The sequence below is a fragment of the Clostridium simiarum genome (assembly GCF_018919175.1).
Taxonomy (GTDB): Bacteria; Bacillota; Clostridia; order Clostridiales; family Clostridiaceae; genus Clostridium_L; species Clostridium_L simiarum.
The window spans coordinates 174,706-201,080 of record NZ_JAHLQL010000003.1; the positions used below are offsets into that span (position 1 = coordinate 174,706).

Annotated in this window: 24 protein-coding genes and 1 riboswitch; of the genes, 4 read left to right on the forward strand and 20 right to left on the reverse strand. The window is 31.0% G+C overall.

Translation table 11 applies throughout. The annotated features are described in order from the left end of the window. Positions 1-3: 3 nt before the first annotated feature. The 5 genes from KQI89_RS10655 to KQI89_RS10675 form a co-directional block, all read right to left on the reverse strand. Positions 4-786: a Cof-type HAD-IIB family hydrolase gene (locus KQI89_RS10655; protein WP_216457061.1), complete on the reverse strand. Its 783-nt coding sequence runs from the start codon at positions 784-786 to the stop codon at positions 4-6. Between the two features lie 113 nt (positions 787-899). After that, complete coding sequence (locus KQI89_RS10660; RefSeq protein ID WP_216457062.1) at positions 900-2,024, reverse strand: sodium/glutamate symporter; 1,125 nt, start codon at positions 2,022-2,024, stop codon at positions 900-902. 14 nt (positions 2,025-2,038) lie between these two features. Continuing rightward, positions 2,039-2,491 carry a C-GCAxxG-C-C family protein gene (locus KQI89_RS10665; RefSeq protein WP_032123459.1) on the reverse strand — a complete coding sequence of 151 codons (453 nt, stop codon included), beginning with the start codon at positions 2,489-2,491 and terminating at the stop codon, positions 2,039-2,041. 312 nt (positions 2,492-2,803) lie between these two features. Further along, positions 2,804-4,117 (reverse strand): APC family permease, encoded by a 1,314-nt coding sequence (locus KQI89_RS10670; RefSeq protein WP_216457063.1) that lies wholly within the window; start codon positions 4,115-4,117, stop codon positions 2,804-2,806. Between the two features lie 223 nt (positions 4,118-4,340). Beyond that, a complete protein-coding gene (locus tag KQI89_RS10675; RefSeq protein WP_216457064.1) occupies positions 4,341-5,723 on the reverse strand; it encodes an L-cystine transporter in 1,383 nt (460 codons plus the stop codon). A 366-nt stretch (positions 5,724-6,089) separates the two neighbouring features. Here KQI89_RS10675 and KQI89_RS10680 point away from each other — a divergent pair, with 366 nt between their 5' ends. Beyond that, entirely contained in the window at positions 6,090-6,485 is a 396-nt protein-coding gene (locus KQI89_RS10680; protein WP_216457065.1) for an RDD family protein, read from the forward strand. 72 nt (positions 6,486-6,557) lie between these two features. Here the strand turns inward: KQI89_RS10680 and KQI89_RS10685 are convergent, their stop codons facing one another. Genes KQI89_RS10685 through KQI89_RS10695 form a run of 3 tightly spaced genes read right to left on the reverse strand, consistent with a single transcriptional unit; the run spans position 6,558 to position 8,574 of the window. Further along, positions 6,558-7,100: a GNAT family N-acetyltransferase gene (locus tag KQI89_RS10685; RefSeq protein WP_216457066.1), complete on the reverse strand. Its 543-nt coding sequence runs from the start codon at positions 7,098-7,100 to the stop codon at positions 6,558-6,560. A gap of 12 nt (positions 7,101-7,112) precedes the next feature. Then, positions 7,113-7,964, reverse strand: a complete 852-nt coding sequence (locus tag KQI89_RS10690) for a GNAT family N-acetyltransferase (protein ID WP_216457067.1) — start codon at positions 7,962-7,964, stop codon at positions 7,113-7,115. Further along, complete coding sequence (locus KQI89_RS10695; protein ID WP_216457068.1) at positions 7,951-8,574, reverse strand: TetR/AcrR family transcriptional regulator; 624 nt, start codon at positions 8,572-8,574, stop codon at positions 7,951-7,953. The genes KQI89_RS10690 and KQI89_RS10695 overlap by 14 nt, the downstream gene beginning before the upstream one ends. Positions 8,575-8,789: 215 nt before the next feature. Between KQI89_RS10695 and KQI89_RS10700 the strand changes: the two genes are divergently transcribed. Further along, complete coding sequence (locus KQI89_RS10700; RefSeq protein ID WP_216457069.1) at positions 8,790-10,358, forward strand: DEAD/DEAH box helicase; 1,569 nt, start codon at positions 8,790-8,792, stop codon at positions 10,356-10,358. A 206-nt stretch (positions 10,359-10,564) separates the two neighbouring features. Here KQI89_RS10700 and add read toward each other — a convergent pair whose 3' ends face one another. The 3 genes from add to KQI89_RS10715 form a co-directional block, all read right to left on the reverse strand. After that, positions 10,565-11,560, reverse strand: coding sequence for an adenosine deaminase (gene add / locus KQI89_RS10705; RefSeq protein WP_216457070.1), 996 nt, complete (start codon positions 11,558-11,560; stop codon positions 10,565-10,567). A gap of 75 nt (positions 11,561-11,635) precedes the next feature. Continuing rightward, a riboswitch (purine riboswitch) is annotated at positions 11,636-11,735 on the reverse strand. A gap of 112 nt (positions 11,736-11,847) precedes the next feature. Beyond that, positions 11,848-13,005 (reverse strand): THUMP domain-containing class I SAM-dependent RNA methyltransferase, encoded by a 1,158-nt coding sequence (locus KQI89_RS10710; RefSeq protein WP_032123450.1) that lies wholly within the window; start codon positions 13,003-13,005, stop codon positions 11,848-11,850. Positions 13,006-13,229: 224 nt separating this feature from the next. Then, complete coding sequence (locus KQI89_RS10715; protein ID WP_216457197.1) at positions 13,230-14,039, reverse strand: ZIP family metal transporter; 810 nt, start codon at positions 14,037-14,039, stop codon at positions 13,230-13,232. Between the two features lie 227 nt (positions 14,040-14,266). On the opposite strand from KQI89_RS10715, the gene KQI89_RS10720 reads away from it, so the two are divergent. After that, positions 14,267-14,812, forward strand: a complete 546-nt coding sequence (locus KQI89_RS10720; protein ID WP_216457071.1) for an MORN repeat-containing protein — start codon at positions 14,267-14,269, stop codon at positions 14,810-14,812. 171 nt (positions 14,813-14,983) lie between these two features. Here the strand turns inward: KQI89_RS10720 and KQI89_RS10725 are convergent, their stop codons facing one another. After that, positions 14,984-15,145: a zinc-ribbon domain-containing protein gene (locus KQI89_RS10725; protein WP_032123448.1), complete on the reverse strand. Its 162-nt coding sequence runs from the start codon at positions 15,143-15,145 to the stop codon at positions 14,984-14,986. A 362-nt stretch (positions 15,146-15,507) separates the two neighbouring features. Here KQI89_RS10725 and KQI89_RS10730 point away from each other — a divergent pair, with 362 nt between their 5' ends. Continuing rightward, entirely contained in the window at positions 15,508-16,065 is a 558-nt protein-coding gene (locus KQI89_RS10730) for a hypothetical protein (RefSeq protein ID WP_216457072.1), read from the forward strand. Positions 16,066-16,151: 86 nt separating this feature from the next. Here KQI89_RS10730 and KQI89_RS10735 read toward each other — a convergent pair whose 3' ends face one another. The 8 genes from KQI89_RS10735 to KQI89_RS10770 form a co-directional block, all read right to left on the reverse strand. Beyond that, entirely contained in the window at positions 16,152-17,861 is a 1,710-nt protein-coding gene (locus KQI89_RS10735; protein ID WP_216457073.1) for a hypothetical protein, read from the reverse strand. Between the two features lie 457 nt (positions 17,862-18,318). After that, entirely contained in the window at positions 18,319-18,870 is a 552-nt protein-coding gene (locus KQI89_RS10740; RefSeq protein WP_216457074.1) for a DUF4489 domain-containing protein, read from the reverse strand. Between the two features lie 220 nt (positions 18,871-19,090). After that, a complete protein-coding gene (locus KQI89_RS10745) occupies positions 19,091-19,690 on the reverse strand; it encodes a DUF4489 domain-containing protein (protein ID WP_032123444.1) in 600 nt (199 codons plus the stop codon). 113 nt (positions 19,691-19,803) lie between these two features. Next, the gene (locus KQI89_RS10750; RefSeq protein WP_051986453.1) at positions 19,804-20,739 is read right to left on the reverse strand and encodes a CsxC family protein; all 936 of its coding nucleotides are present in this window, start codon (positions 20,737-20,739) and stop codon (positions 19,804-19,806) included. A gap of 142 nt (positions 20,740-20,881) precedes the next feature. Beyond that, a complete protein-coding gene (locus KQI89_RS10755; RefSeq protein ID WP_216457075.1) occupies positions 20,882-21,739 on the reverse strand; it encodes a CsxC family protein in 858 nt (285 codons plus the stop codon). 193 nt (positions 21,740-21,932) lie between these two features. Beyond that, the gene (locus KQI89_RS10760; protein WP_216457076.1) at positions 21,933-23,933 is read right to left on the reverse strand and encodes an ABC transporter ATP-binding protein; all 2,001 of its coding nucleotides are present in this window, start codon (positions 23,931-23,933) and stop codon (positions 21,933-21,935) included. Then, on the reverse strand, positions 23,930-25,657 hold the full coding sequence (locus tag KQI89_RS10765) for an ABC transporter ATP-binding protein (protein WP_216457077.1): 1,728 nt from the start codon (positions 25,655-25,657) through the stop codon (positions 23,930-23,932). The genes KQI89_RS10760 and KQI89_RS10765 overlap by 4 nt, the downstream gene beginning before the upstream one ends. 48 nt (positions 25,658-25,705) lie before the next feature. Beyond that, positions 25,706-26,158, reverse strand: coding sequence for a MarR family winged helix-turn-helix transcriptional regulator (locus KQI89_RS10770; protein ID WP_032123440.1), 453 nt, complete (start codon positions 26,156-26,158; stop codon positions 25,706-25,708). Positions 26,159-26,375 lie beyond the last annotated feature (217 nt).

Genomic DNA, 26,375 nt, shown 5'->3' on the forward strand with positions numbered 1-26,375 from the left:
TTTTTATACACATTTTTTGTTTTTTATTATATACTTATCCACACACTCCTCAACAGAATCAACCAAATAACTTGCATGAACCTTAAGGTTTTTTTCTACGTTATGAAAAGTAAAAGATTTTCCTGCCACCTTAAACATTGATATATCATTCCAAGAGTCTCCTATAGCATAAACCTCTTTTTTATCTACTCCAAGAGTTTCTTTTACATGATTTACACCCTCACCTTTAGAACAGCCTACAGGAACCACATCTATGAAATTAGTGTTTCTATAGGCTACCACATACTTACCATACTTTTTATTTATATCATCACAAGCCTTTTCTATGTCATTAATATCTAAATCTCCACCATATATAGATATCAACGATAACTTTTTATCTTTAAGCTCCTCTAAATGAGCTTCAGTTACTTTTTGAACACTTTTAAGGATTTCTCCAGCTCCATGCACTACAAAAGTATCAAATCCTGTTTCAATGGATATTTCCCAAGGAAATTTTTTAAAACTTTCCACTATTTGTTTTATAATCTCATAGGGAATAGTCTTATGATCAATAACATTTCCCTCCCCATCCATTATTAGTGCTCCATTTAACAAAACAAAATAATCTATTTCTATATTATAATCTTTTTTTAAAAACACCGCTCCATTATAAGGTCTTCCTGTGGCTACAGTCACAAAATATTTCTTATCTTTTAGTCTTTTTAATGCATTATAATTGCCTTCAGTCATTTTATTATTATGTACTAAAGTACCATCTAAATCTGTTACAAACAATTTCCTCATATTTAAACCTCCTAGAAACTTTAATGAAAAATAAATAGAGATGAGTGTTTACCCATCTCCATTTTATCATAAATTTTATAGCTTTTTTGCTTAACATATGTAAAATATAATACCTATAAGAATAGCTTTATAATTGAACTATTAAATATATTTATAAGCCATGCTCCCACTGGTGGAACTATAAATAATACTAATGGTAGAGCTCCTTCATTTTCTGTCATACATTGTATGTTACTCATTGTACTAGCTGGCATACCAAAACTGAAACCTACTAACCCACTAGCCACATAAGAAGCTAAAGGATTCTTTTTGTAAAGCTTAAAAACTACATAGTAGCTTAAAGCCACAAGCCAAGCTAATTGTATTATCATAACAAGTAAATTATAAGGACTAATCTTTAATATCATAGTGATATCAAACATAGAGAATACAGTTATAAGTAACATTGAAAGAGAATAGTTCCCTAGTAAATTTATATTAGGTGCTTTAACCTCATATACCTTTGTAGAGTCAAAAGTCCATCTTAAAATTAATCCTAACATAAATCCTCCACCTGCTGGATTTATGTATTTTCCTAATCCAAACTGATTTGGCAGTAAAGCCACTGATACACCGCCTACAAATATTAATGCATGTTGTAAAAACTCCATTGGATTAAAAGTAGGTGCAGGTATCCTCAAGTTTCCGGATAAGTCCACTTTAGTCTTTAACTTTTTAAACAGTAAACTACCAGCTATAGTTCCTACATACAAAGTTAATATAGAAAAAGAAGTAAGAGATTGAACTGCTTCCTTTCCTCCCTTTGCAAATTCAGGAACAATTCCAGCTAAGGTATGATCTCCCATAAGTCCTAAAGACCCTGATATAACTATATCATAAGCAGATTTACCAAAAATTTTGCCAATACCAAAGCTTACTATATTTTGCATTAATGCTACACATATAGCTGTGATTAAAAATAATAATTGTAGCTTTATATTTTTCTTAAAAGTATTAAAATCTATTCTAAGTCCTATAGATAGAAAAAATCCTGCCACAAATATAGGTAAAGCTGAAAAATTAAGTTTTATAGTGATGAAGTTTTTTACAATAGCTAGAACTATAGTGAACAGCAAGCCCCCTATAAGAGGTGCTGGAATATAGTTATCTACTAAAAACTTAACTTTTTTCTTAATTGTATAACCTATAATCAAAAAAGCTATAAGTAATGCTAGAGTTTGAATAACGCTTAACTCCATACCTACACTCCGCCCTATTTATTTATTACTTTTTCATCATATAACTTTTCTGCTATATAAGCTGCTACTTCTCCAGTAATTTTTATGCAGTGAGCCTTTCTTTCTGGAGATGCAAATTCAAAGTTTCTTGTCATAACTCTACAGCAAGTACTTTTATATATACCTTTTATATGATCATGTAAATCAGCTGACATAGGGAACATCTTCTCTTGCATAGCTTGTCCATGTTCTCTTCCATAAACCATACCTAAAGCCATTACTCCTCCACTTATAGCTCCACAGACACAACCAGATTTACCTATACCTACTGGAAACCCTGAAGCTAACTTTGTAACGTTTTCATCGAAAGGTTTGTCTAAAACATCATTAATTGTTTTAACTACTGCTTCAGAACAAAAGAACTCTCCTCTTTCAAAATATCCTTCTGCAATGCTTCTAACTTCATCTACAAATTGTTTTTTATCCATCTTAAATACCTCCTAAAAACTTTTTCCCTCCTTAATGTATCATTAAAATGTAAATGATGTCCAATCGCTAATATGAATAGTTAAGTGTGATTCCATAGGTTCAATCAATGGCTACAAATAGTTAAATGTAATTCTATAGATTTAATCAATACTTAATTTTTTCCATAACTTCTCTTCCAATACTTCTATTTACTCCTATGTGGTAGTGGTTAGAAATAATTTTATTGAATAAGTCTATACTTATTTAGTTACGTGAAACCCTAAAAAAATTTCACTTAAAGCTATAAATTCTTACTTTAAATTAGTATTTTACTAAGATTTTTTCTTAAGATAATAGTATACTGGAAGTCCTAGTAAAGTAACACCTGTTCCATATATAGCATAGGAAGTGTTTGTTATCAACGTGCTTATTATTATATAAGTACTCCCTAGTATACCTAATAATGGTATTACAGGATATAGTGGAACTACATAAGGTCTTTCTATATCTTTAAATTTCTTTCTTAATATAAATATCCCTGCCACCGTCATAGTAAAGAATATCCATAGCACAAACATAACTAAATCTGTTAGCATATCAAAGGATCCAGATAGAACGTATAAACAAGCTAAGAATATTTCAAATACAAAAGCATTAGCAGGTGTTCCAAACTTATCACTTATATTGCCGAAAAAATCGCTAAAAGGAAGTAATTTTTCCTTAGCCATGGCAAAAGGAACTCTAGATCCTGTCATCATGTATCCATTTAAGGCGCCAAATATAGATATTAAAATACCAGCTGAAACAAATTTAGCTCCAAATCCACCAAATAACACCACAGCTGCATCAGAAGCAGGTTTATTAGAAGCAATTATAGCTTCAACAGGTACTATTTTTACAAGAGCTATATTTATAAAAACGTATACTACTATAGTTATAGATAATCCTAATATTATAGATTTTGGCAAGTCCTTTTTAGGGTTTTTAAGCTCTCCTGCCATATTTCCAACACTTACCCAGCCATCATAAGCCCATAAGGTTCCTAAAATAGCAGCTCCAAAACCTGTAGCAGTAGTAGCACCAGCCCCTTTTAGTATAACACCTTGTGCAGTCCCCTTCGCAAAACCTGCTATTATAATTATAAGTATGGGCAATAATTTTGCTACAGTTACAACACTTTGAATTTTACTTCCTAATTTAGTAGATATTACGTTAATAATAGTTAAAAATAATAAGAATCCTATAGCTACTATCTTTTGCTGAGCATTAGTAAGAGGTACAAATGCAGTAACTTGAGTAGCTAAAACAATAGCCAATGCAGCTATTGACCCAGGAACATACACTAAAGTTTGAACCCATCCAAACAAGAAAGCCCATTTTTCCCCATAAAGCTTTTTAAGATAGATAAATACCCCTCCTGTTTTTGGTATAGCGGCTGCAATTTCAGCTACAGTAAGACCTGATGCCATGGCTATTATTCCCCCTGCGGCCCAGGCTAGTATTCCTAGCAGTGGTGAACCTGCATTTCTAAATACAATAGAAGGTTTGAAAAATATTCCTGATCCTATTACCATTCCTATTACTATGGTCATTGCATCAAATAATCCTAGTTCTTTTTTTAAAATCTTGTTATTAGACTCTTCCATAAAAATTATTCCTTTCTTTAATAGATATAATCTCTAAATACTCCTTCTAATTTACTATTTCCCCCCTTTAAATACTGTATACCTTCATTTTTAAAAATTATCTTCGGTATACCTTTAGTAGCTATATATATTCGACAGATTGTTACACTTTCCTCTCTCATGCTTTATTTAATTACAAAATACCCGATTTATCAAATCGGGTATTTTGTAATTAACTTTATTTTTATTTTGCTAATTCTTCTTTTCCATTATATATATCCATGTCTATCTCTTTCATCATTTTACTAGAAACCACTCCCGCCAATATAGATCCACTTACATTAAGAGCGGTTCTTCCCATATCTATTAAAGGTTCTATGGCTATTAATAAACCAACTAACCCTACAGGAAGTCCCATGGCAGATAAAACTGTTAAGGCTGCAAAGGTAGCTCCACCACCTACACCAGCTATTCCAAAGGATCCCAAAGCTGTAACTATTATAAGCTTAACTAAAAAGGCAGGGGCTAGAGGATTTATTCCTAAAGTAGGGGCAATCATTACTGCTAGCATTGCAGGATATATCCCTGCGCATCCATTCTGACCTATGCTTGTTCCTAATGAAGCTGAAAGATTGGCAAAACCCTCTGGTACTCCTAGCTTATCCACTTGAGTTTCTACATTTAAAGGGATAGCTCCAGCACTTGTTCTTGATGTAAAGGCAAAGGTGAGGACAGAAGAAGCCTTCTTAATATAGGTAATTGGATTTAATCCAAAGATTCCAAGTATTATTAAATGTATTATAAACATTATGATTAGAGCAACATAAGAAGCCAAAACAAAGTTTAATAATCTTAATATTTCACTAAAATTACTTGTAGATACCATTTTTGTCATTAAAGCCAATACCCCATAAGGAGTAAGTCTTAATATTAATGTGACCATTCGCATCACTACATCATGAAGGGAATTTAAAAATTTGGTAAAAACCTCTGCTGACTCAGGCTTCTTTTTCTTTATTCCTATAGTTCCTATTCCAACAAAAGCTGCAAAGAAAACTACAGATAAAGTAGCTGAAGTACCTTGTCCTGTCATTGCGTAAAAAGGATTAGTAGGTATTATTTCTATAATCTGATCTTGAACAGGTTTTGCCTGAAAATCTTTTAAGTTAGCTTCAAGTTTTTCACTAGCCTTAGCTTCGCTTTCTCCAGATTGTAATCCCTCTGAAGTCAATTTAAAGGCACTAGCAGTTCCAGCTCCCACCGCAGCAGAAATTCCTGCTGTTATAACTAGAATAGCTATTATTGTTCCTGCCATCTTACCTAAATTCTTTGAATTTTGATTAATAATTGCTGTTGTAATAGAAACAAATATTAGTGGTATAACTATCATCTTTAAAAGTCTTACATAGCCAGTACCTATGATAGCAAACCAGGTATTAGACTGCTGCACAATTGGGGATTGTACCCCATACATAAGTTGCATTATAGCACCATAAGCTATTCCTATTCCTAAAGCTATAAATACTCTAACGGAAAACGAATAGTGTTTCTTTTGCATAAAATAAAGTATATAAACAAAAATAAGCATTATAATTACGTTTATTATTACAGAAATAGTTGTATTCATTTTTTCTCTCCCTCCACTATTTATTAATGGTATTAATTATATATTTTACAATATTTTGTATATAAATTGCAAGCTTAAACAATATCTTTAAAATAAAATATACTTTTCTTTTAAAGACTTTTAAAACTCATTTACTTACTTTGTGTAAGTATAGTATCATAAGTAATTAACATAATCAATATATTGCAAATAATTTTTATCTGTTAATATTTGTTACATTATATTTAAAATTACTATGTTTTAAATATAAAACCTTTGAGATTCTAAATAGAATTTTAAAATATTAAAGATTATTTAGAAATATATTTAAGAAATGATGCTATAATTAACTGTAATAGAAATAGATAAATGGGGGCTTGAAAGTAAATGAGATCAGATCTTTTTAATAGGCTTGGAGCTTTAGTAATCGATATGCTTATAATAATTATTTTACCCTTAGGAATATTTATATACATGGGAATAGATACAAAAATAGCTTTTGGATATTCATCAGGACTATATTTAGCTTATTCATTTTTAGTTCCCGTAATTACCAAAGGATATACTCTAGGAAAATATTTATTGGGTCTTAGGATTTTTTCTGAAGAAGGGAATAGTTTAAACCCCTTACAGATATTACATAGAGAAATAAGCAAGCTTATGTACACTGTACCTTTACTTGGCTTACTTTTAATTATTTTTTCTTTCTATATGATAAATAAAAGTAGTAAAGGTCAAGGGCTTCATGATTTATTCGCAAAAACAAAAGTTAATAAGTTATAGAAAAAATTAAAGGCACAAAATCATCAATAATTTATTTGTGCCTTTTTCCTATAGGGTAACTTACTTTAAGTATTAATTTGAATTATTAAACTCTTCTCTAGTTATTGAATAATATCTAAATTCTTGATTAAATAATTCTATATCTTTAATATATTTCATACCTAACTTTTTGATCACGTTTTGAGAAGCTTTGTTAAGAGGCTTTGTTAAAGCAATAATTTCTTTAAGGTTTAAAACATTAAATCCGTATTCCAAGGAAACTCTGGCAGCTTCGGTACCATAACCCTTACCTCTTCCTTCTTTACCTAGTGCATAAAGTACCTCTACTTCATTAATGCTTGATATTTTATTAAGTCCACAGTGTCCTAAAATTTTTCCTGTATTTATATCCTTAACAGCCCAGGCCCCGTACCCATGTTTATTCCAATGTTCTAGAATATACTCCATAAAGCGCTTGCTCTCTTCAAAAGAATACCCTTGCCCTTTAGGAAGCCATTTACCTACAGCATCTTCCTTCATTATATTAGAGTAATCTTCTAGATCTCTTTCCAATTCAAATTGTTCTAAACTTAATCTAGGACTTCTCAATTCTATCTCTTTGCAGTTATAGACCATAAATCTCCCTCCCTATAATGTATAGTACATTTCATATTGGCATATTGAATCTTTATTAAATCCTATATGCTTTAAAAACCCTTCTATGCTTGAACTATTAGTAAAACTCATAGAAAGTTTTTTGGGTTTTATATCACTATTTGCATTTTTTATAAGTTTTAGGGCTATATTTTTACCATTAAAATCTTTATGAACCCAAATAAAATAAATTTTCCCATTAGAATCTATAGACAATGTTCCTATTAAATTTTTCTCTACATAAGCTCCATAATACTTAACATTATTTAGTTTTTCCATATAATCAAAATCATTTTGCCAATTAATATGAACATATTTTATATTGTCATTAATAGCTTTTACATCCTCAAAGCTTATTTCCTCAATACGTGTTTCTAATAGTTCTTTATAGCTTATAGAATTAGGCTCTTTATGAGAATAATACTTTATATCATAAATTTTTTCATATCCCAAATTTTTATAAAATTTAATGGCTCTATCATTTCCTACAATAACCTCTAAAAATAGCTGATCACAATTCTCTCTTATGGCTAAGTCTTTATGCAATTGGAATAACTTTTGACTTATGCCTTGTCCTCTATACTCTGGATGAATACACAAAGTTCCACATCTTAAAGTTTTTAGTCCTTCATAAGTCTTTATACCACCTAAAATTAGACCTATAGGTCTCTCATTATCAAAAGCCATAAAAGAATACTGAAGTGAATTTCCCTCTGGTCCAAAAAATCTATTTTCAAAAAAATCTTTAGGCATTTTTATCTCTATAATATAATCGGAAAATCCATCTACAAAAGCTTTATAAATATCATCTATACTTACTTCAGTGCAGCATTTATAATGTATCATTTTTATACCCCTTTACTAGTTTTCTTAATACCATATCTAAATAATTTTCTATTACCTTCTCTGTTACACTAACAGACATAACACTTGAAACAAATCCTATGCCATCCATAGTAGCTAATATTATATAACAAATAGACTCTATGTCAGTATCCTCATAAAACTCACCTTCATCTATACCCATCTTTATTATTAAAGATAAATCTTTATAAAAAAGCTTATATCTATTTAAAGATTTCTCTCTCATTTCAGGGTTTCTGGATAAAACTGACCAAAATTCAAAAGTAAATCTAGCACCCTTAGAAGTCTTATCATCAAAAAGTCCTGTTAATGTCCATGTAATATATTTAATAATTTTTTCTTTATTATAAAGCTCTCCATTAAATTCAGATACAACCTTATGTCTTTTATTAAATCTACTTTCAGCTATGGCTAAAAACATCTCTTCCTTACTTTTGAAGTAATTATATATCCCTCCTTTACTCATTCCCAAAGATTGAACTATATCATCCATAGTAGTTTCTGTATATCCTTTTTCTGCAAATAAATCAAAAGCATGCTGAATAATCTTCTCTTTCCTTAAGTCCTTTTCTTTTTCACTTATTTTAGGCATGTTCCCTCCAAACAAAACGACTAGTCGGTCTTTTTATTTTAATTATATGGTACAAATTTACTTATTACAATACGTTATCCATATATTTTTTTAGCAAAATTATCAGACTCTCATTTGGATACCTTTACAAATATTACTACCCTATAAACTAAAATAATTCTTGTTTAAATGAGCATCCTATAGTATAATGAGTTGTTATGTTTGGAGGAGAAATAATGGAAAATTTAAAATTTAATGATTTAAAACTTAATAATGACATACTTAAATCCATAGAAGATATGGGTTTTGAAGAACCATCTAAAGTTCAACAAGAAGTTATTCCTGTTATTCTAGAAGGTTCTGACGTAATAGGGCAGGCTCAAACAGGTACAGGTAAAACTTTAGCCTTTGGAGCACCTATAATAAGCAATATTGATAAATCTTCAAATAAAATTCATGGTATAATACTTACTCCTACAAGAGAGCTAGCTATCCAAGTTAATGATGAGTTAGTGCGTATAGGAAAGTATTCAAACATAAAAATGTTACCAGTATATGGCGGTCAATCTATAGATAGACAGATTAAAGCTATAAAGAAGAATCCTGATTTTATAGTTGGAACTCCTGGAAGAGTTCTAGATCTTATAAGAAGAAGGGTCCTAGATTTAAGATATATTGATTTCCTAGTTCTTGATGAAGCAGATGAAATGTTAAATATGGGATTTGTTGAGGATATTGAACAAATAATACAATCTTCAAATGAAGAAAGGCAAACTCTTTTGTTCTCTGCAACAATGCCTCCTGCTATAAAGAAAATAGCAAAAAAATATATGAAACAAGATACTAAACACATTTCCATCGTAAAAAATGAAATGACAGTATCTACAGTAGAGCAATTTTATTATGAAGTAAGACACAATGAGCGTTTTGAAAGCTTATGCAGAATATTGGATGTAGATGAACCTTCAAGTAGCATAATCTTCTGTAAAACCAAAAGAGGTGTAGATGAATTAGTAGAGTCTATGCAATCTAGAGGTTACAATGTTGAAGGAATGCATGGAGACATGAACCAAAATCAAAGATTAAATACCTTAAGAAAGTTTAAAGAAGAAAATATAGACTTTTTAGTGGCTACAGATGTTGCTGCTAGAGGTATTGATGTAGAAAATGTATCTCATGTAATAAACTATGATTTACCTCAAGACACTGAATCTTATGTTCATAGAATAGGAAGAACTGGTAGAGCTAACAAAAAAGGTGTAGCTTATACTTTAGTAACTCCTAGAGAATATAAAGCTTTAAAGCAAATAGAAAGCACTACAAAGAGTAGAATAAAGAGAAAACCAATACCATCTATAGATGATATTTTCAATGCAAAATATGACAATATTATAAAAAGAGTGGTAGAAACTTTAGAAAGCGAAGAATATACTAGATTTGTACCTATCGTAACAGAGCTAGACGAAGAATATAACTTAGTTGATGTTGGAGCTGCATTAATGCATATGATTTATGACAAAGAAATAAGTCATAACTATAATGAAAATATTAGTACTACACCAAGTAATCTAAGATTATTCTTAAGCATAGGTCATTTAGATAAGGTTAAACCTAAAGCTTTGGTTGAATTCCTAACGGATTACTCAGATGTGGATAAGAATGCTATAGGAGATATAGACATACTTGATAAATTCACATTTATAGACGTAAGAGCTGATGCCGCTGATACTCTAATTAAAAAGTGCTCTGGTAGAAAGCTAAATGGTAGAAAAGTAAATATAGAAATAGCTAATCGTTCAAAATAAGCTATTCTAGAAAGTAAATTAAAAGAGCTTAACTCAAAAGCATAATATTGAAAATTAAACTTATGATTTTCAATTGAGGAAGCTCTTTTTTACGTTATTTTCAAATAAATCTTCTATCTTTTTAAGTCATAGAAGATTTATTTTTTTACCATAATTTAATACTTATTTTCAATCTATATGCCTATTCACAGGTTAATAAACTTCATTTAATCCATATACTTTCTCAATTTATCTTTTATCTCTTCATCAGCAAAACATGCATTAAGGCTATTGTAATATATCTCTTTATAATCTTCATAATCAATGTTAAATTCATTTGTAATGGCTGAAAGCTCATTAGTCATATTAGTGCTTGAAACCGTTCTGTTATCTGTATTCATGGTAACCTTGATTCCATCTTTGTAAAAATCATATATTGGATGTTCACTTATCTTTTTTACAGCTTTAGTCTGTACATTACTGGTTGGGCATATTTCCAAGGCAATGTTTTTTTCTTTTATAATATCATAGGCTTTTTTACAATCTTTTATATAAACCCCATGACCTATCCTCTCTGCGCCTAGAAGTTCTACTGATTCTAATACATTCTCACCTATACCTGTTTCTCCAGCATGGATAGTAATCCTATAGCCATAGCTTTTAGCAAGACTCATAGGTTCCACAAAAAACTTTGCAAACCCAGCCTCTTCAGGTCCGCACAAGTCTACTGCAACCACACCTTTTCCTAAGTATTTTCTTCCAATATTAATCACCTCAAATATCCCCTCCACTGGCATAGTCTTCATAAAGGATAATATTAGATTAGCATTAATATCATATTTATCTTCAGCATCCTTCATTCCCATTAATACGCTTTCTATTATCTTTTCTACCTCTAACCCTTTATTCCTATGAAGTAAGGGAGCAAACCTTATCTCCATGTATTTAACATTTTCTTTTGCAGCATCTTCAAGAAGCTCATAAGTCACCCTTCTAAGACTATACTCGCTTTGCATAATATTTATAGGTAAAGAAAATCTTTTTAAATATTCATCCAAGGAAGTGCACTCTATAGGTGCTATCATTAAATCATTTATTTCCTTTACATCATAGCTAGGAATATCTATATTTTCTTTTCTAGCTATATCTATTATAGTTTCCGGTCTAACACTTCCATCTAAGTGACAATGTAATTCTATTTTTGGCAAATTACTTAAATTCATATACTTCTCTCCTTCATCTCTCATATACTTTTAATCTCTAGAAAACAAAAAAATTCCTGATTACAAAGAAAACACACGAAAATGTATCTCCTTCGTAATCAGGAATTATCGGTTCCTGGTAGACACCCCTAAACCATATCATTAGAGTTATACGAAACTTAATTATATTAAAATTTATAATTTTAACTTTTTTATCATTTTATCATATTAGGATAAAGTGTCAATAGCATTATTAAAATTTAAATTGATTTCAATAAATTCACTAAATATACCAGTACTTTCTACAGCTATACTATTTTAAAAAACTCTGGTTTCTTATCTTTTGGTGGTGTAGGTCCAAAGTATTGATAATAATAGCACTGTATTCTTCCATTATAAAGCTTTCTATTTTTATGAGACTTTTCACCAAATAATTTTTCAAATTCAGGATGAGAAGTTATCACAAAATATGACCACTCATTTAAATTTCTAAAAACTTCTCCCATATCCTTATATAAAACTTCTACTTCTTTACCCTCGCCTATTCTTTCTCCATAAGGAGGATTAGTTATTATAAACCCATACTTTTTCTTGCTACTAAACTCTCTAACATCCATCTTTTGAAAAAATATGTTTTCTGCAACTCCTGCCTTTTCAGCATTTTCTTTGGCAGTTTTAATAAGCCTTCCATTAATATCTGAAGCTAGTATCTTAAAATCCTTATTATTTATAGAATTTCTTGCAAACTTTCTTATGTCTTCCCATAGATCTTGTGGGATTATATCCCATTGTTCAGAAACAAAACTTCGATTAAGTCCTGGTGCTATATTTCTACCAATCATAGCAGCTTCTATGGCTATGGTTCCGGAACCACAAAGAGGATCTGCCAATATCCTTGAAGGTTCCCATTTACTTAAAAGCACCATAGCTGCAGCTAATGTCTCCTTCATAGGTGCTTCTCCTGCTAGTTCCCTATAACCCCTTTTATGTAATCCAGAACCGGAAGTATCTAATGTTAGCGTAACTATATCCTTTAAAATAGCTACTTCTATTTTGTACTCTGCTCCATCTTCTGAAAATAAATCTCTTCTATATTTTCTCTTCATAGCTTCAATTACTGCCTTTTTTACTATAGACTGGCAGTCTGGAACACTATAAAGTTTTGATTTTACTGATTTACCTACTACGTGCATAAATCCTGTAATAGGTATTATATCTCCCCACTGAACCGCTAAGGTTCCTTGGAAAAGTTCTTCAAAGCTTTCTGCCTTAAATTCGGCCATTTTTATAAGCACCCTATCTGCAGTTCTAAGCCACATATTGCAGGTTACTATATCCATTTCATCCCCTTCAAAGGTTACTCTTCCATTCTCTATAGTTAAATCCTCATATCCCAAATCTTTTAGCTCGTTAGCTACAACCTTTTCTAATCCAAAGGTGGATGTTGCTATTAATGTATAATTCATATCTTTTTCTCCTATAAATAGATTTTGTATTTATTATTATATATTAGCCTTATGTATTTAATCTATACTTATTTTATCATTTATCTAGGCTATAGCATAATATTATATTTAATTATTAATAGACTTAGTAAATATAAAAATAAAAGCCATCCTTTTTATATAATGCCCTTATTACTAAAAAGCAAAATGTAAAAAAGACGACTTAATAATCACTTGATACTCCCTTAACCTAAAGCTACATCTAGAATCATCATAACTGCAAACCCTATCATAGCTCCTATAGTTCCTACGTCACTATTTCTTTCTGCTTGAGCTTCTGGTATTAGCTGTTCTACCACAACATATATCATAGCCCCTGCTGCAAAGGATAATGCATAAGGAAGTATGGATTTCATAGATACTACAGCTATGGCACCTAATACACCTGCAATAGGTTCTACAATCCCTGACGCTTGTCCGTATAAAAAGCTTTTAGTTCGTGAAAGCCCTTCTCTTCGTAAAGGTATTGAAACCGCCGCTCCCTCTGGAAAATTTTGAATTCCTATACCTAAAGCTAAAGCAATAGCTCCTGCCAAAGACGCTGAAGGTAAATCTGCAGCCATAGCACCAAAAGCAACTCCTACCGCTAACCCTTCTGGTATATTATGAAGAGTGATGGCCAAAACTAAAAGTACACTCCTTTGCCATCCAGTTTTAATCCCCTCTGCCTCTTCCATAGGTGCCCCTATATGAAGATGGGGTAATATCTTATCTACTAACCAAAGAAATCCTCCACCAGCTAGAAATCCTACTGAAGCTGGCACCCAAGCTTTTGTACCACTAGCTTCTGCCATCTCTATAGCCGGAGCTAATAAAGACCAAAAACTAGCTGCTATCATAACTCCTGCTGCAAATCCTAACATTCCATTTAATACTTTTTTATTAATTGTTTTAAATATAAATACTAAAGCGGCACCCAGTGCAGTTACAAACCATGTAAATAATGTGGCACAAAGAGCCTGCATTACTGGATCTAAACCTTTAAACCATTCAATAATCATAGCTAACCTCCTTAAAACGTTGCATTCATATACACTATAAATATTAAAATACTATTATAACCCTATAATTTTATTTTAACAATTTGTAATAATATTATCAATTACATATTATTAGTAGAAATTTTTATTATTAAAAATACATACTTGTGTTATAATACTATAAAATATATAAATCTAGATAATTGATAATATGTCACAGCATATGAAGGAGGGAATTTCAAATGAAAAAATTGAAATTAAATAATGCTAATTTAAATAAAATAAAGGTTAATAACCTTAAGGCTCCAGTTTCTAATCATGTTCACGGCGGAAGTTACATAGGTGATAAAAAAGATGGAAAGATGGAGGGCGAAGGAACCTATCTTTATAAGGATGGTAGCAAATACACTGGACAATGGCATAATGATAAAATGCATGGGGATGGTATTCACACTTGGTCCTGTGGTGAAAAATACATAGGTGAATGGAAAGAGGATGAAAAACACGGATTTGGGACATATCTATGGCCAGATGGAGAGCGTTATACAGGACAATGGGATAATGGCGAGAAATCTGGTGAAGGAACTTATATCTGGTCAGATGGAGGCTCTTATGTAGGTCAATGGAAAAATGATTTACGACATGGTTACGGCATTAATACATGGGCAGAAGGGGATAAATACATAGGTCAGTGGGAAAATGATCTAAGAGACGGAGATGGAATGTACATATCCCTAGAGGGTAAAGTCCAAATAGGAAAGTTTAAAAATAATATATTTCAAGAATAATTTGATATAATATAAATCCACACTTCTGAGTAAGTGTGGATTTATATTATCTATATCTTATCCCAGCTTTAGACCCTTAATATTATGCTTTGTAGCTTTAAATAGGTACTAAAGGTTAAAAATAAAAAACGTATAGGTTTAATCCTATACGTTGATCATTCTTAGATAATATTATCTTTGAAATCCTCTGTTGTTTTGTTGCTTTCTAGCTCTTCTACAATCAGGGCATCTTTGTGGTTCATTTTCGAAACCTTTTTCTTTATAGAATGCTTGCTCTCCTTCTGTGAAAACAAACTCTTTTCCGCAATCTTTACAAACTAAATTCTTATCCATTTAAACATTTCTCCTTTTTATTTATATTAAGATTTAAAAATTGATTTACTTTATATGCCTAAAAAGGTAATGCTTAAATCATATTAAATCTTCGTCGTTTAAATTTATTATTACGACTATTTAAATATAACATACATATAATTATTATGCAATAGATTTTTTAAAAATATTTTTTATTTTAAAGAATTTTTATAAATATATTGTAATACTGTATTATATTGATAAAAATATTTTAAATTACTATATACTCCTTAAAGAATTTTTATTTATAATTTAATTTTAATAAAATCTTAAGATTTATATATTATACTTATAATATGGACATGCACTATTAATATTTAAGGAGCTGAAATTATAATATTATGAATGATAAATATATTTATTTGGTTTTTTCAAAAACAGGAACCTGGCTTTCAAAAATGATAAATCTAATTACCTCAATTAAGTATGCTCACTCTTCCATTAGTTTGGATAATAGCTTTAAAAAAATGTATTCCTTTGGTAGGATAAATCCCAATAATCCTTTTTTAGGAGGCTTCGTTGAAGAAAATCTACATGAGGGCGTCTATAAGAAATTTACACACAGTGAATGTTTGATATATAAAGTTAAAGTTACTGAAGAACAACTTGAATCTCTAAAAAATGAGATAGACACATTTTCAAAAGAAAAAAACAAGTATAGATATAATTTTTTAGGCTTGTTCTTTGTACTGCTTAATCTGCCTATTAAAAGAAAACGCTACTATTTTTGCTCTCAATTTGTTTCTGAAGCCTTAATTAAAAGCAATATTTACAAATCTGATAAGACACCTGAGCTTATTAAAACTACAGATTTATTTTCAATTAATAATAAAGAAATTATTTATGAAGGACCCATTAATAAATACTATGTTAATGATAAATCATACAGTGTCATATAAAAACTCTTATGTTATACATGAACAAACTTTAAATAGGTCATATTTAAAACTTAAAAATGGGATTTTAATACAAAATCCCATTTCACTTATTCTTTTGATGCATTCCTAATATTATTATAATTAAATACGTACTGATTTTGTAATAATGTAAGATTTAAAATTAATATGACTTTTTTATCTACCTTTTCGAAAGTATATGCCTCTTGCAATGTATCTTTTAAAACCTCAATACCACCTTGATTTCCTGTCTCCAACAGCTTAGCGCTATTTAAATTACAAAATACCTTATCATTAGTATATTCCAAATGTTTATAGCTTTTTTCATATGTATCTATATTATTACCCTGCCCCTCAAAGGATTCCAAATCTATAAAATAAGTACCTTTTGAAACTACAGGCTTAGTTTTTAAAGAAACCTTTGTAGAACATTTAAAGGGAATGTTCATTGCTAATTTTTTTATATTACCCTTCACTGAATCTCTATGGATACATCTAGCAGTTGCATATTCTATACTTTCTTCTATGACACCTGTTATAAACAGTTTATCAGTACCAACAACTAACTGACATTTTTTTAGAACCACTTTTTTATCTAAAGATATTATTTTAAAAACAGGCTCTGAAAACTTCTCCGTAGCTTCTATAAAAATAGGTACCTCTATTTCACATAGTACAACAGGAATTTTAGAAACCCTTGGTTCTAAAGAAATATCCCATTCCATCCTTTCGCTTGGACTACAATTTAAAAGGGTACTGCTTTTAACTATGCTCTTAGAATTACAAACTATAGTTTTTTTTATATCTTTACTCTCTTCATTATCTATCTTCTTCTCTTCTAAGGGATTTTTTATGGAGTAATTAGTATCTTCTGTTATAATGTGGCTTATATCTAATATAGGTTCCATATCATATTCTACAGATTTATATATTATGTCTCCATTTACATATGTGTCATTATCTACATAGTCTTTCGCACTATTAATATCCTTTTTTAATAACTTTACCTCTGCTTTTACACCTATTATCTCTGAACTCTCATAAATACCAACTCTTTCTTTTAAATCCTCTTCTATAATGTCTTTTTTATCCTGAAGTAAATTATCATAACTAAGTGTTATTCTTTGCTCTGTATCCTCTATAATACCTTCTATAGTGTCCTCTTCATCTTGAACCATGGTGACATACTTTTCTTCATCTTTTATATTTAAAGGCTCTTCATAAAAATTTTCTGTATCCAATGATTCATTTTCAGAAACTTCATCTATATTGTCTAAAGGTACCTCTTGAGAATTTTCTCTTTTCTCTTCAGAATCCTTTTTTATACTTATTATCTCTGAACTTTCATAAATACTAACCCCTTCTTTTAAATCCTCTTCTTTAGCATCTTCTTTCTCCTGAAGTAAATTATCATAACTAGGTGCTATTCCTTGCTCTGTATCCTCTACGATACCTTCTATAGTGTCATCTTCATCTTGAACCGTGGTAATATACTTTTCTTCATCTTTTATACTCAAAGTCTCCTCACAAGAATTTTCTATGTCTAATGATTTATTTCTAGAAATTTCCTCCATATTGTCTAAAGGTATCTCTTGAGAACTTTCTTTTTTCTTTTTGAAATTGTTGTTTATGCCCTTATTATTTTGTTTAAGTTTTTCACTTAATACCTTTAATATTATAAGTGCAATAAATTGTTCTCTAGTTATCTTATTTGAATTCATATTTTTTGAATTCTCTTTTGGTTTTGCACTTGTATGATTTGGGACTTCCCCCCTTCTATCTTTTCCTCTTTTTGACATATAATAATCTCCTTATTATTAATAAGAATCTTCCTCTTGATTCATATAATTATATGTTCAACAGCCTAATTAGCCACTGCCTCCACAATAACTACAACTTCATACTACAATATATGAAAAATAATATTAATCGTTACCCTACCCATGGAGGTTTTCTTCTAAGCCGCTATCCCAAATCTATGATTTAGTGATAGTCAGTTAAGCAGATATCCCAAATCTGCGATTTGATGGGTAGTCGCTTACTCTTCGAGTACTCCTCTGAAGCATGAAGAGGAGTTTCCTAAGTAGAGAACCAAGATCTATGACCTTGTGTGAATCACTTAAGCAGATACCCAAATCTATGATTTGATGGTAGTCGCTTACTCTTCGAGTACCCTCTGAAGCATGAAGAGGAGTTTCCTACATACATAAATAAAGAAACCTCCAAAGAGAGGTTTCTTCGTCATTTAAAAATAATTTAGTGACCAGATTTAGCCATAACTGAAAGTGAAGTATTGCATACTGAGAATTCATCACCTCTATCACTTATAGCATCTATTATCTTAACGGTATAGGTACAACATCCTGGGCAACTATTACACTCGCAGTGAGTAAAATTAAAGGAAGTAGTTAGTTCTTGCAAAGGTGTATTAGTAAATGTAATTGCAAATTCCCATGTGCCACATGGAATTTCCTGTCTATTATCACAAGTTTTAAATAACCCAAATATTAATGTTGTTGGCTGATCATTTTCCTTATCCTTGTATTTAATAACGCTATCAAAATCAAACTTTACCACTGGATTTTTTAGACAACTTGTATCTATAGTAACACAGCCTAGAGATCTTGGTGCAAAAGCTTTAGATGAATCAAGTTTTGGTATATCTACACCTGTTCCTTGAGCACATTCAAAAAGTATTGGATATGCACATGGGCTCTTTGGACAGCAATAGTCATACTTATGCTCATCACAGCACTTATTGTTATTATGTCTTTCTATATCCTCCTTTGGAGCTTTATATAGTTCCATAAATAGTTTCCTCCCTTATTATCATAAAATTTCACTTTTCAACCTTTGTAAAGGTCAAGTCCTTTACCATAATATATTGAATTTAAATATAAGCGTTATATTTAGCAATTAACGGTTCTCTGCTGTTTCTATTCTAAAGTTTATAATACAATATTTTTTTAATGTACTCTAAATAAGGAACCTCCTAAAAGGAGGTTTCCCTTTAATTTAAAAAATTAGTTTAGTGTCCTGATTTAGCTATAACTGAAAGTGAAGTATTGCATACTGATAATGGATCTCCACAATCATTTGAAGCATCTATTATTCTAACAGTATAGGTACAGCATCCTGGACAACTACTACATTCGCAGTGGCTGAAACAGAAAGAAGTTGTAAGTCTTTCAGCTTCTTCTCCACCATCTTGATTTAGTTTAATTCTATATTCCCAAGTGCCGCAAGGTATTTCATGTCTATCATCGCAAGTTTTAAATAATCCAAATGTTAATGTTGCTGGCTCAAAGTTTGCAACAAACTTATATTTAATAATGCTACAGAAATCAAATTTAACCACTGGATTCTTTAAGCAACTTGTATCTATGGTAACACATCCTAAGGATCTTGCTGTAAATGGTTTACTTGGACAAATCTTTGGTATATCCGCACCTGTTCCTTGAGAACATTCAAAAAGTATTGGATATGGGCATGGACTTTGTGGGCAACAGTGTGCATATTTATGCTCATCACAGCACTTATTGTGATGAGAACATCTATGATCATCATAACCTTTATTCGAATCAAATTTTTCTATGTCTTCTTGTGATCCTTTATAGTATAATTTCATGAATAGTTTCCTCCCTTATTATCATAATTTTTCATTTTTTTAACTTTTGCAAAGGTTAAAACCTTTACTACAGTATATGAAGATTGAAGCTAAGAGTTCATTAAAAACTAGTGTTAATAATCATATTCCTCTCTCATTTTCCCTATAACACCCATTTCAGGACTATAACCTATTTCAACATCATCATGGCATATTTCTTGTGTTTTTTTATATTGTCTTTTATATTGTTTTTCACAGCTACATCCGCATTTTCCCATATTGTGTTGTTTTTCACAAGTACAATCATAGTCTTCCATCATATCTACTTTGCAATCTGGCTCTCCAATGTATACTTGTTGATTTTGTAATAATTTAATACGTACATATACTACCATTTTTTCAGTAATGTTTCTAAAGCATTTTAATCTACTAAAGTCTTCAGCACAACGATTATCACGATGGAAAATATCTGTTTCTAGAATTTCTGCCCATTCTAGTTCACAGAAAATTTGCTCGTAATAATTATTAAAATGTTTCCAAGACTCTTCTTTCCTATCCTCACAGAGCATGCTCTTATCTAAAGCATTTGATTTACTTTTACAATATTCTCCTAGTATAGGCTTTTTATCAAATTTAACTGCTGTAACACATTTAAATGGAATATTGAATGTGCTGTGTTTCACATCTCCACATATACTTGTTTCATTATCATTTCTTACTGTAGAATATTGAATGTTCTTTTGTATATATCCAGAAATAAATACCTTATTTGTATGCGGAACTAAATGACATTGAGTAATGCATACATGCTTATCTATTGTCTTTACATCAAACGCTTCTTCACCCAATCTAATATCAGACTCCACATCAATTTGTATCTTGCAGTCAGCTAGTACCACTGGAACCTTAACTACCATTGGTCCTGGACGTCCAAATGGTGTATAGCATTTATTACTACATTCCCCTAAATGTTCAGATTTAACAACCCTTGAATTACAGCTCCTTGAATCGCAATTTTCAGAAGTTGCCTCAATATCAGTAGAATCATTAGTTAAACAATCTTTAAACATTGCTTCATCTCCCTTTATAATCCTTTGTATATAAAGCTTTAAGACTACTTGTAAACCTTAAGACTTTATATCTAATAACATATTATTCTGCTAGGTATAAATTGCTACATATTATTACTTAAATATATTAAGTTCATTTCAATCAACTTTCTTCCTTTCCTAATACTCCTTTTTCGTCATCAAAGCTATCTCCTATGCCCTCTTGTTTTTTGTCATTATTTCTAATATATTCGGGAATAGAATCATTGTTACAATTTTCTATAACCATTACATCTCCATCAAATTCCGGTATAAATACTTGTTGATTTTGAATCACCTTTAATCTTATAACTATGACCATTTTCTCGAGAATTTTTTTTGAGTCTTTATCCTTTTGTAGAGACTTTGTGCTATGATCCTTTTTATCTAAAATATCCGTTTCTAATATTTTTGCATATTGCAGTTCACAATAAACTGGTTCGTATAGCTTACTATAATGAATCCATGAATCTTCTTTATTATTTTTACAAAGCATATTTTCATCTAAACTGTTTAATCTTTCTTTGTAGCTTTCACCATATAAGGGTTTTTTAAAAAACTCGATTTCTGTTACACACTTAAAAGGAAGATTAACTGTTGTATGTTCTACCTTGCTACTTATGCTCGTTTTATTAGTACAATCATTAGCAGAAAATTGTATGTTCTTTTGCACATATCCTCCTATAAATAGTTTATTTGTATATGGAATAAGCTTACATTCAATTATAAAAACCTCTTTATCAATATTTATTAACCTTATATCCCTTTCTTCTAATTCTATTTCTGATTCCTCATTGATCTCCACTTCTACATCTGATAAAACTACTGGAATTTTAGCTATTAAAGGTCCTGTAAATCCCATAGGGATATTGCACTTACTTTGGCATGTGCTTAAAGTTACTGAGTCTAGTACTTTTGAATCGCATCTTTCTTTACATTGAGGATTTTTCTTGTTATTACTTATAATGTCTACTTGCTCCATATATCTTCCCCCTTATTATTTATAAAATATTATGTAATACCATATTATTCATAATGATTGGAAGTGGCACTTATAGTAATCTCTTATAAAACAAAAAAAGAACTACATTTTCTGTAGTTCTTTTTTAAATTTATTATTTATTTTTAATACTTATTATAGTTTCTAGATTTCATCTAAAATAAAATTATCTTGATTACATTGCCTTGTTTTCTAGGCTTACTCCTTTAAACTGACTATTATAAAGTTCTCCATAAAATCCTGCTTTAGCCAAAAGCTCTTCGTGATTTCCCTTTTCAATAATACTTCCATCCTTCATAACCAGTATTAAATCTGCATCACGAATTGTTGATAGTCTATGAGCTATAACAAAGCTTGTTCTACCTTTCATAAGTTCTGTCATAGCCTTTTGTATATAAATCTCTGTTCTAGTATCCACACTGCTTGTAGCTTCATCAAGGATTAATATAGATGGATCTGCTAATATTGCTCTAGCAATAGTTAATAGTTGCTTTTGACCTTGAGATATATTAGAAGCTTCCTCATTAAGAACTGTATCATACCCTTCTGGAAGAGTTCTAATAAAGTGATCCGCATGAGCTGCTTTTGCTGCATTAATAATATCTTCTTCTGTAGCTTCAGAGCGTCCATAACCTATATTTTCTCTTATAGTACCATTAAAAAGCCATGTATCTTGGAGCACCATACCGAAAATGCTTCTTAAATCTCCACGTTTTAAATCCCTTATATCAACACCGTCTACAGTAATTTTTCCTTCATTTATCTCATAAAAACGCATAAGTAAATTTACAAGAGTAGTCTTACCTGCACCTGTAGGTCCCACAATAGCAATGGTTTGACCTTTTTTCACATCTATATTCATATCTTCTATAAGAGTAACCCCTTCTTTGTATCCAAACTTAACATTTTCAAATTTAACTTCACCCTTAGGAAACTCTATAATTTCTGAGCCACTAGCATCTGGAATTTCTTCAACTTCATCTAAAAGCTCAAAAACACGTTCTGCTGCTGCTACAGTAGACTGTAGAATATTAACTATATTGGCTGTTTGAACTATTGGCTGACCAAACTGTCTTGAATATTGTATAAACGCTTGAATGTCACCCAGCTCTATCTTCTTTTTAGTTACAAATATGCCTCCAACAACACACACAAGAACATATCCTATATTGTTTATAAAATTCATTAAAGGCATAATTATACCAGAAATAAATTGTGCCTTCCAACCTACATTGTATAACTTTTCATTTATTTCATTAAATTCTTTTATAGACTTTTCTTCGTGACCAAAGGCTTTTACTATTTTATGACCAGTATACATTTCCTCTACATGACCATTAAGCTCTCCAAGAGTCTTTTGTTGCTTAGCAAAGTAACTTTGTGAGCGTTTTGCTATGGTTGTCGTTACCAGCACGGAAAGTGGTAGAGTTACTATTGTTACAAGAGTTAATACTGGACTTATAGTAAGCATCATAACTATAACACCTATAATGGTAACCACTGAAGTAATAAGCTGTGTTAAACTCTGTTGAAGAGTACTAGAAACTGTGTCTATATCATTAGTGACACGGCTTAATATTTCCCCATGAGTATGGGCATCAAAAAACTTAAGTGGTAGACGAGAAAGTTTTTCATGAGCTTCCTTACGCATGTCAAAAACGGTCTTCTGTGCAACCCCTGCCATAATATATTGCTGAATATAACTAAAAACAGCACTAATAGCATAAAGACATATTAAAATTAAAATTATACTTCCGATATAATTAAAATCTATTTTGCCACCATTTAAATTCATTATTTCAGATATTTTACTATTAACCACATCTAACCCATTTGTAACTTCCTTTGTAGCTGTGGCTGGATTAGATGCCAGTTTATTTAAGTTATCTAATTGTGGCAATAATTTTCCGAGAGCCATTTTACTCATAATACCCTCAAACAACTTAGTAGTAGCCTTCCCCATAATCTTTGGACTTACAATACTAAAAACCGTACTTAAAATAGCAAATAAGAACACCACTACAATACTTAATCTTCGAGGTCTTAAATAGATCATAAGCCTTCTTATAGTTCCCTTAAAGTCTTTTGCTTTTTCTACAGGTCTCACCATTGCAGGGCCATGTCCCATAGGGCCTTTTCGTTCTCCTCTGGATTTATGCTCTTTATTTTCACTCATGCTATCTCCTCCTCTGAAAGTTGCGAAGATACAATTTCACGGTATACATCACAATTAGTTAAAAGCTCTTTATGAGTACCCATTCCTACAATTTTCCCCTCATCTAAAACTATAATTCTGTCTGCATCCATAACAGTACTTACTCTTTGTGCAACGATAATTACTGTAGAATCCTTAGTTTCCTTTTTAAGAGCTGCCCTAAGCTTTGCATCTGTTTTAAAGTCAAGAGCTGAGAAGCTATCATCAAAAACATATATTTCAGGATTTCTAACTAAAGCACGAGCAATAGATAGGCGTTGCTTTTGTCCACCAGAAACATTAGTACCTCCCTGAGCTATAACTGAATCAAAGCCATCTTTCATGTTAGATATAAACTCTATAGCCTGAGCCGTTTCTAAAGCTTTCTTAACTTCTTCCTCTGTGGCATCTTCCTTACCGTATCTTATATTATCTGTAATAGTTCCAGTAAATAATACTGCCTTTTGAGGAACAAATCCTATTTTAGACCTAAGACTTTCCTGGGATATTTCACGAATATCCACTCCATTAACTAAAATACTTCCACTATCAATATCATAAAACCTTGGTATAAGGCTTATAAGTGTAGACTTACCTGAACCAGTACCGCCAATGATAGCTGTTGTCTCACCAGGCTTTGCACTAAAGGAAATATCATCTATGACAGGATTGGCTGCCCCAGGATAGCTAAACTTAACATTTTTAAATTCAACATAGCCTCTTTTATCATCAGCCTTTTTAATTTCTTTAGCATCATTAATTTCCGGAACTATATCAAGTACTTCATTAATTCTTACTGCTGACACTGAAGCACGTGGTATCATGATAAACATCATAGAAACCATAATTAAAGAGAACATTATTTGCATAACATACTGTATAAACGCCATTAGATCTCCTACTTGCATACTTCCAACATCAATTCGCTTCCCACCAAACCAAATAATTGCAATAGTTGTAAGATTCATAACTAGCATCATTAAAGGCATTAAAATAGCCATTGTTTTATTTACCTTGATGGCAGTACTAGTAAGGTCATAGTTTGCATCATTAAAGCGTTTCTTCTCATGGTCAATACGGTTAAAAGCACGTATTACCCTAATGCCAGTAAGATTCTCACGTAATACTAAATTTAATTTATCTAGTTTTGTTTGCATAGCTTTAAAAAGTGGCAAACCTTTTTTTGCTACAATAGAAATAGTAGCAACCAATATAGGCAGAACCACTACAATAATTAGTGAAAGCTCCTTATCCCTTGAAACTGCCATTATAATTCCACCTATGCACATCATAGGAGCACTTATCATCATGCGCATAATAATAACAAGCACTTGCTGAACTTGAGTAATATCATTTGTAGTTCTTGTAATAAGAGAGGATGTCCCTACTTTCTCAAACTCCTCAAGAGAAAAACCCTCAGCTTTCGTAAAGATCTTTTTACGAAGATCTCTACCAAATCCTGTTGCAACCTTTGAAGATAAAAGATTAGCAGTAACAGTACATATAGCACCTCCAGCAGCAACTAACAGCATTAATCCACCTATTTTAAAAATATAATTAGTATCTCCATTTACGATCCCATTATTAACAATATCAGACATCAAAGTTGGTAGATATAGCTCTGAAAGGGATTGAAAAAATACTAATATCAAAACTATTGCTATGGATGTAGCAAAAGGCTTTAAGTTTTTGAATAACTTAAACATAAATAATCATCTCCAGTCATCTAAAGTCTCTAATATTTCTATAGCTTATTAAACATCTAACTTGTTATCACAAACCTCCATAAGGTTATCTCTCATTTGCATTAATAATCTTCGGAGTAAAACTTGTTCTTCCTGTGTAAAATTCCCAAAACATTCTTCTTCTATAATCTTCATAATATCCTGTAACTGTTCCCAGGCTTTTCTTCCCTTCTCAGTTATGTATACTCTAGATATCCTCTGATCTTCTGGATCTTGACGACGCTCCACTAACTCTGCTTTCTCCATCCTTTTAAGCATCATAGTAATAGTTGCAGGCTTAATTTTAAGTTTTTCAGCTAATTCCTTTTGACTTTGACCATCCATTTTATGTAACACCATAAGCATAGGTGGTTGTCCTGGATACATTCCTATTTCATCCAATAACATATGAGTGCGATGATAATGAAATCTCAAAACTTGATGAAATACATGATATAGCGAATCAGATTCAAAAAAACTCATTTATATTCCTCCTAATTAATTAGTCGACTAAGTATATTAAAAATAATATCATCTTACTGTTTACCCGTCAACATATTTAATAAAAATATTTTTTAAGTATTTGTAAATACTAAATCTATCTTGCTAAATCATGGTATAATGGTTATTTAGTGTGGTTCTTGCATTATCTTATACTGTAAATTTTAAATATAAACTCATACCCTGTTTACCATAAAGC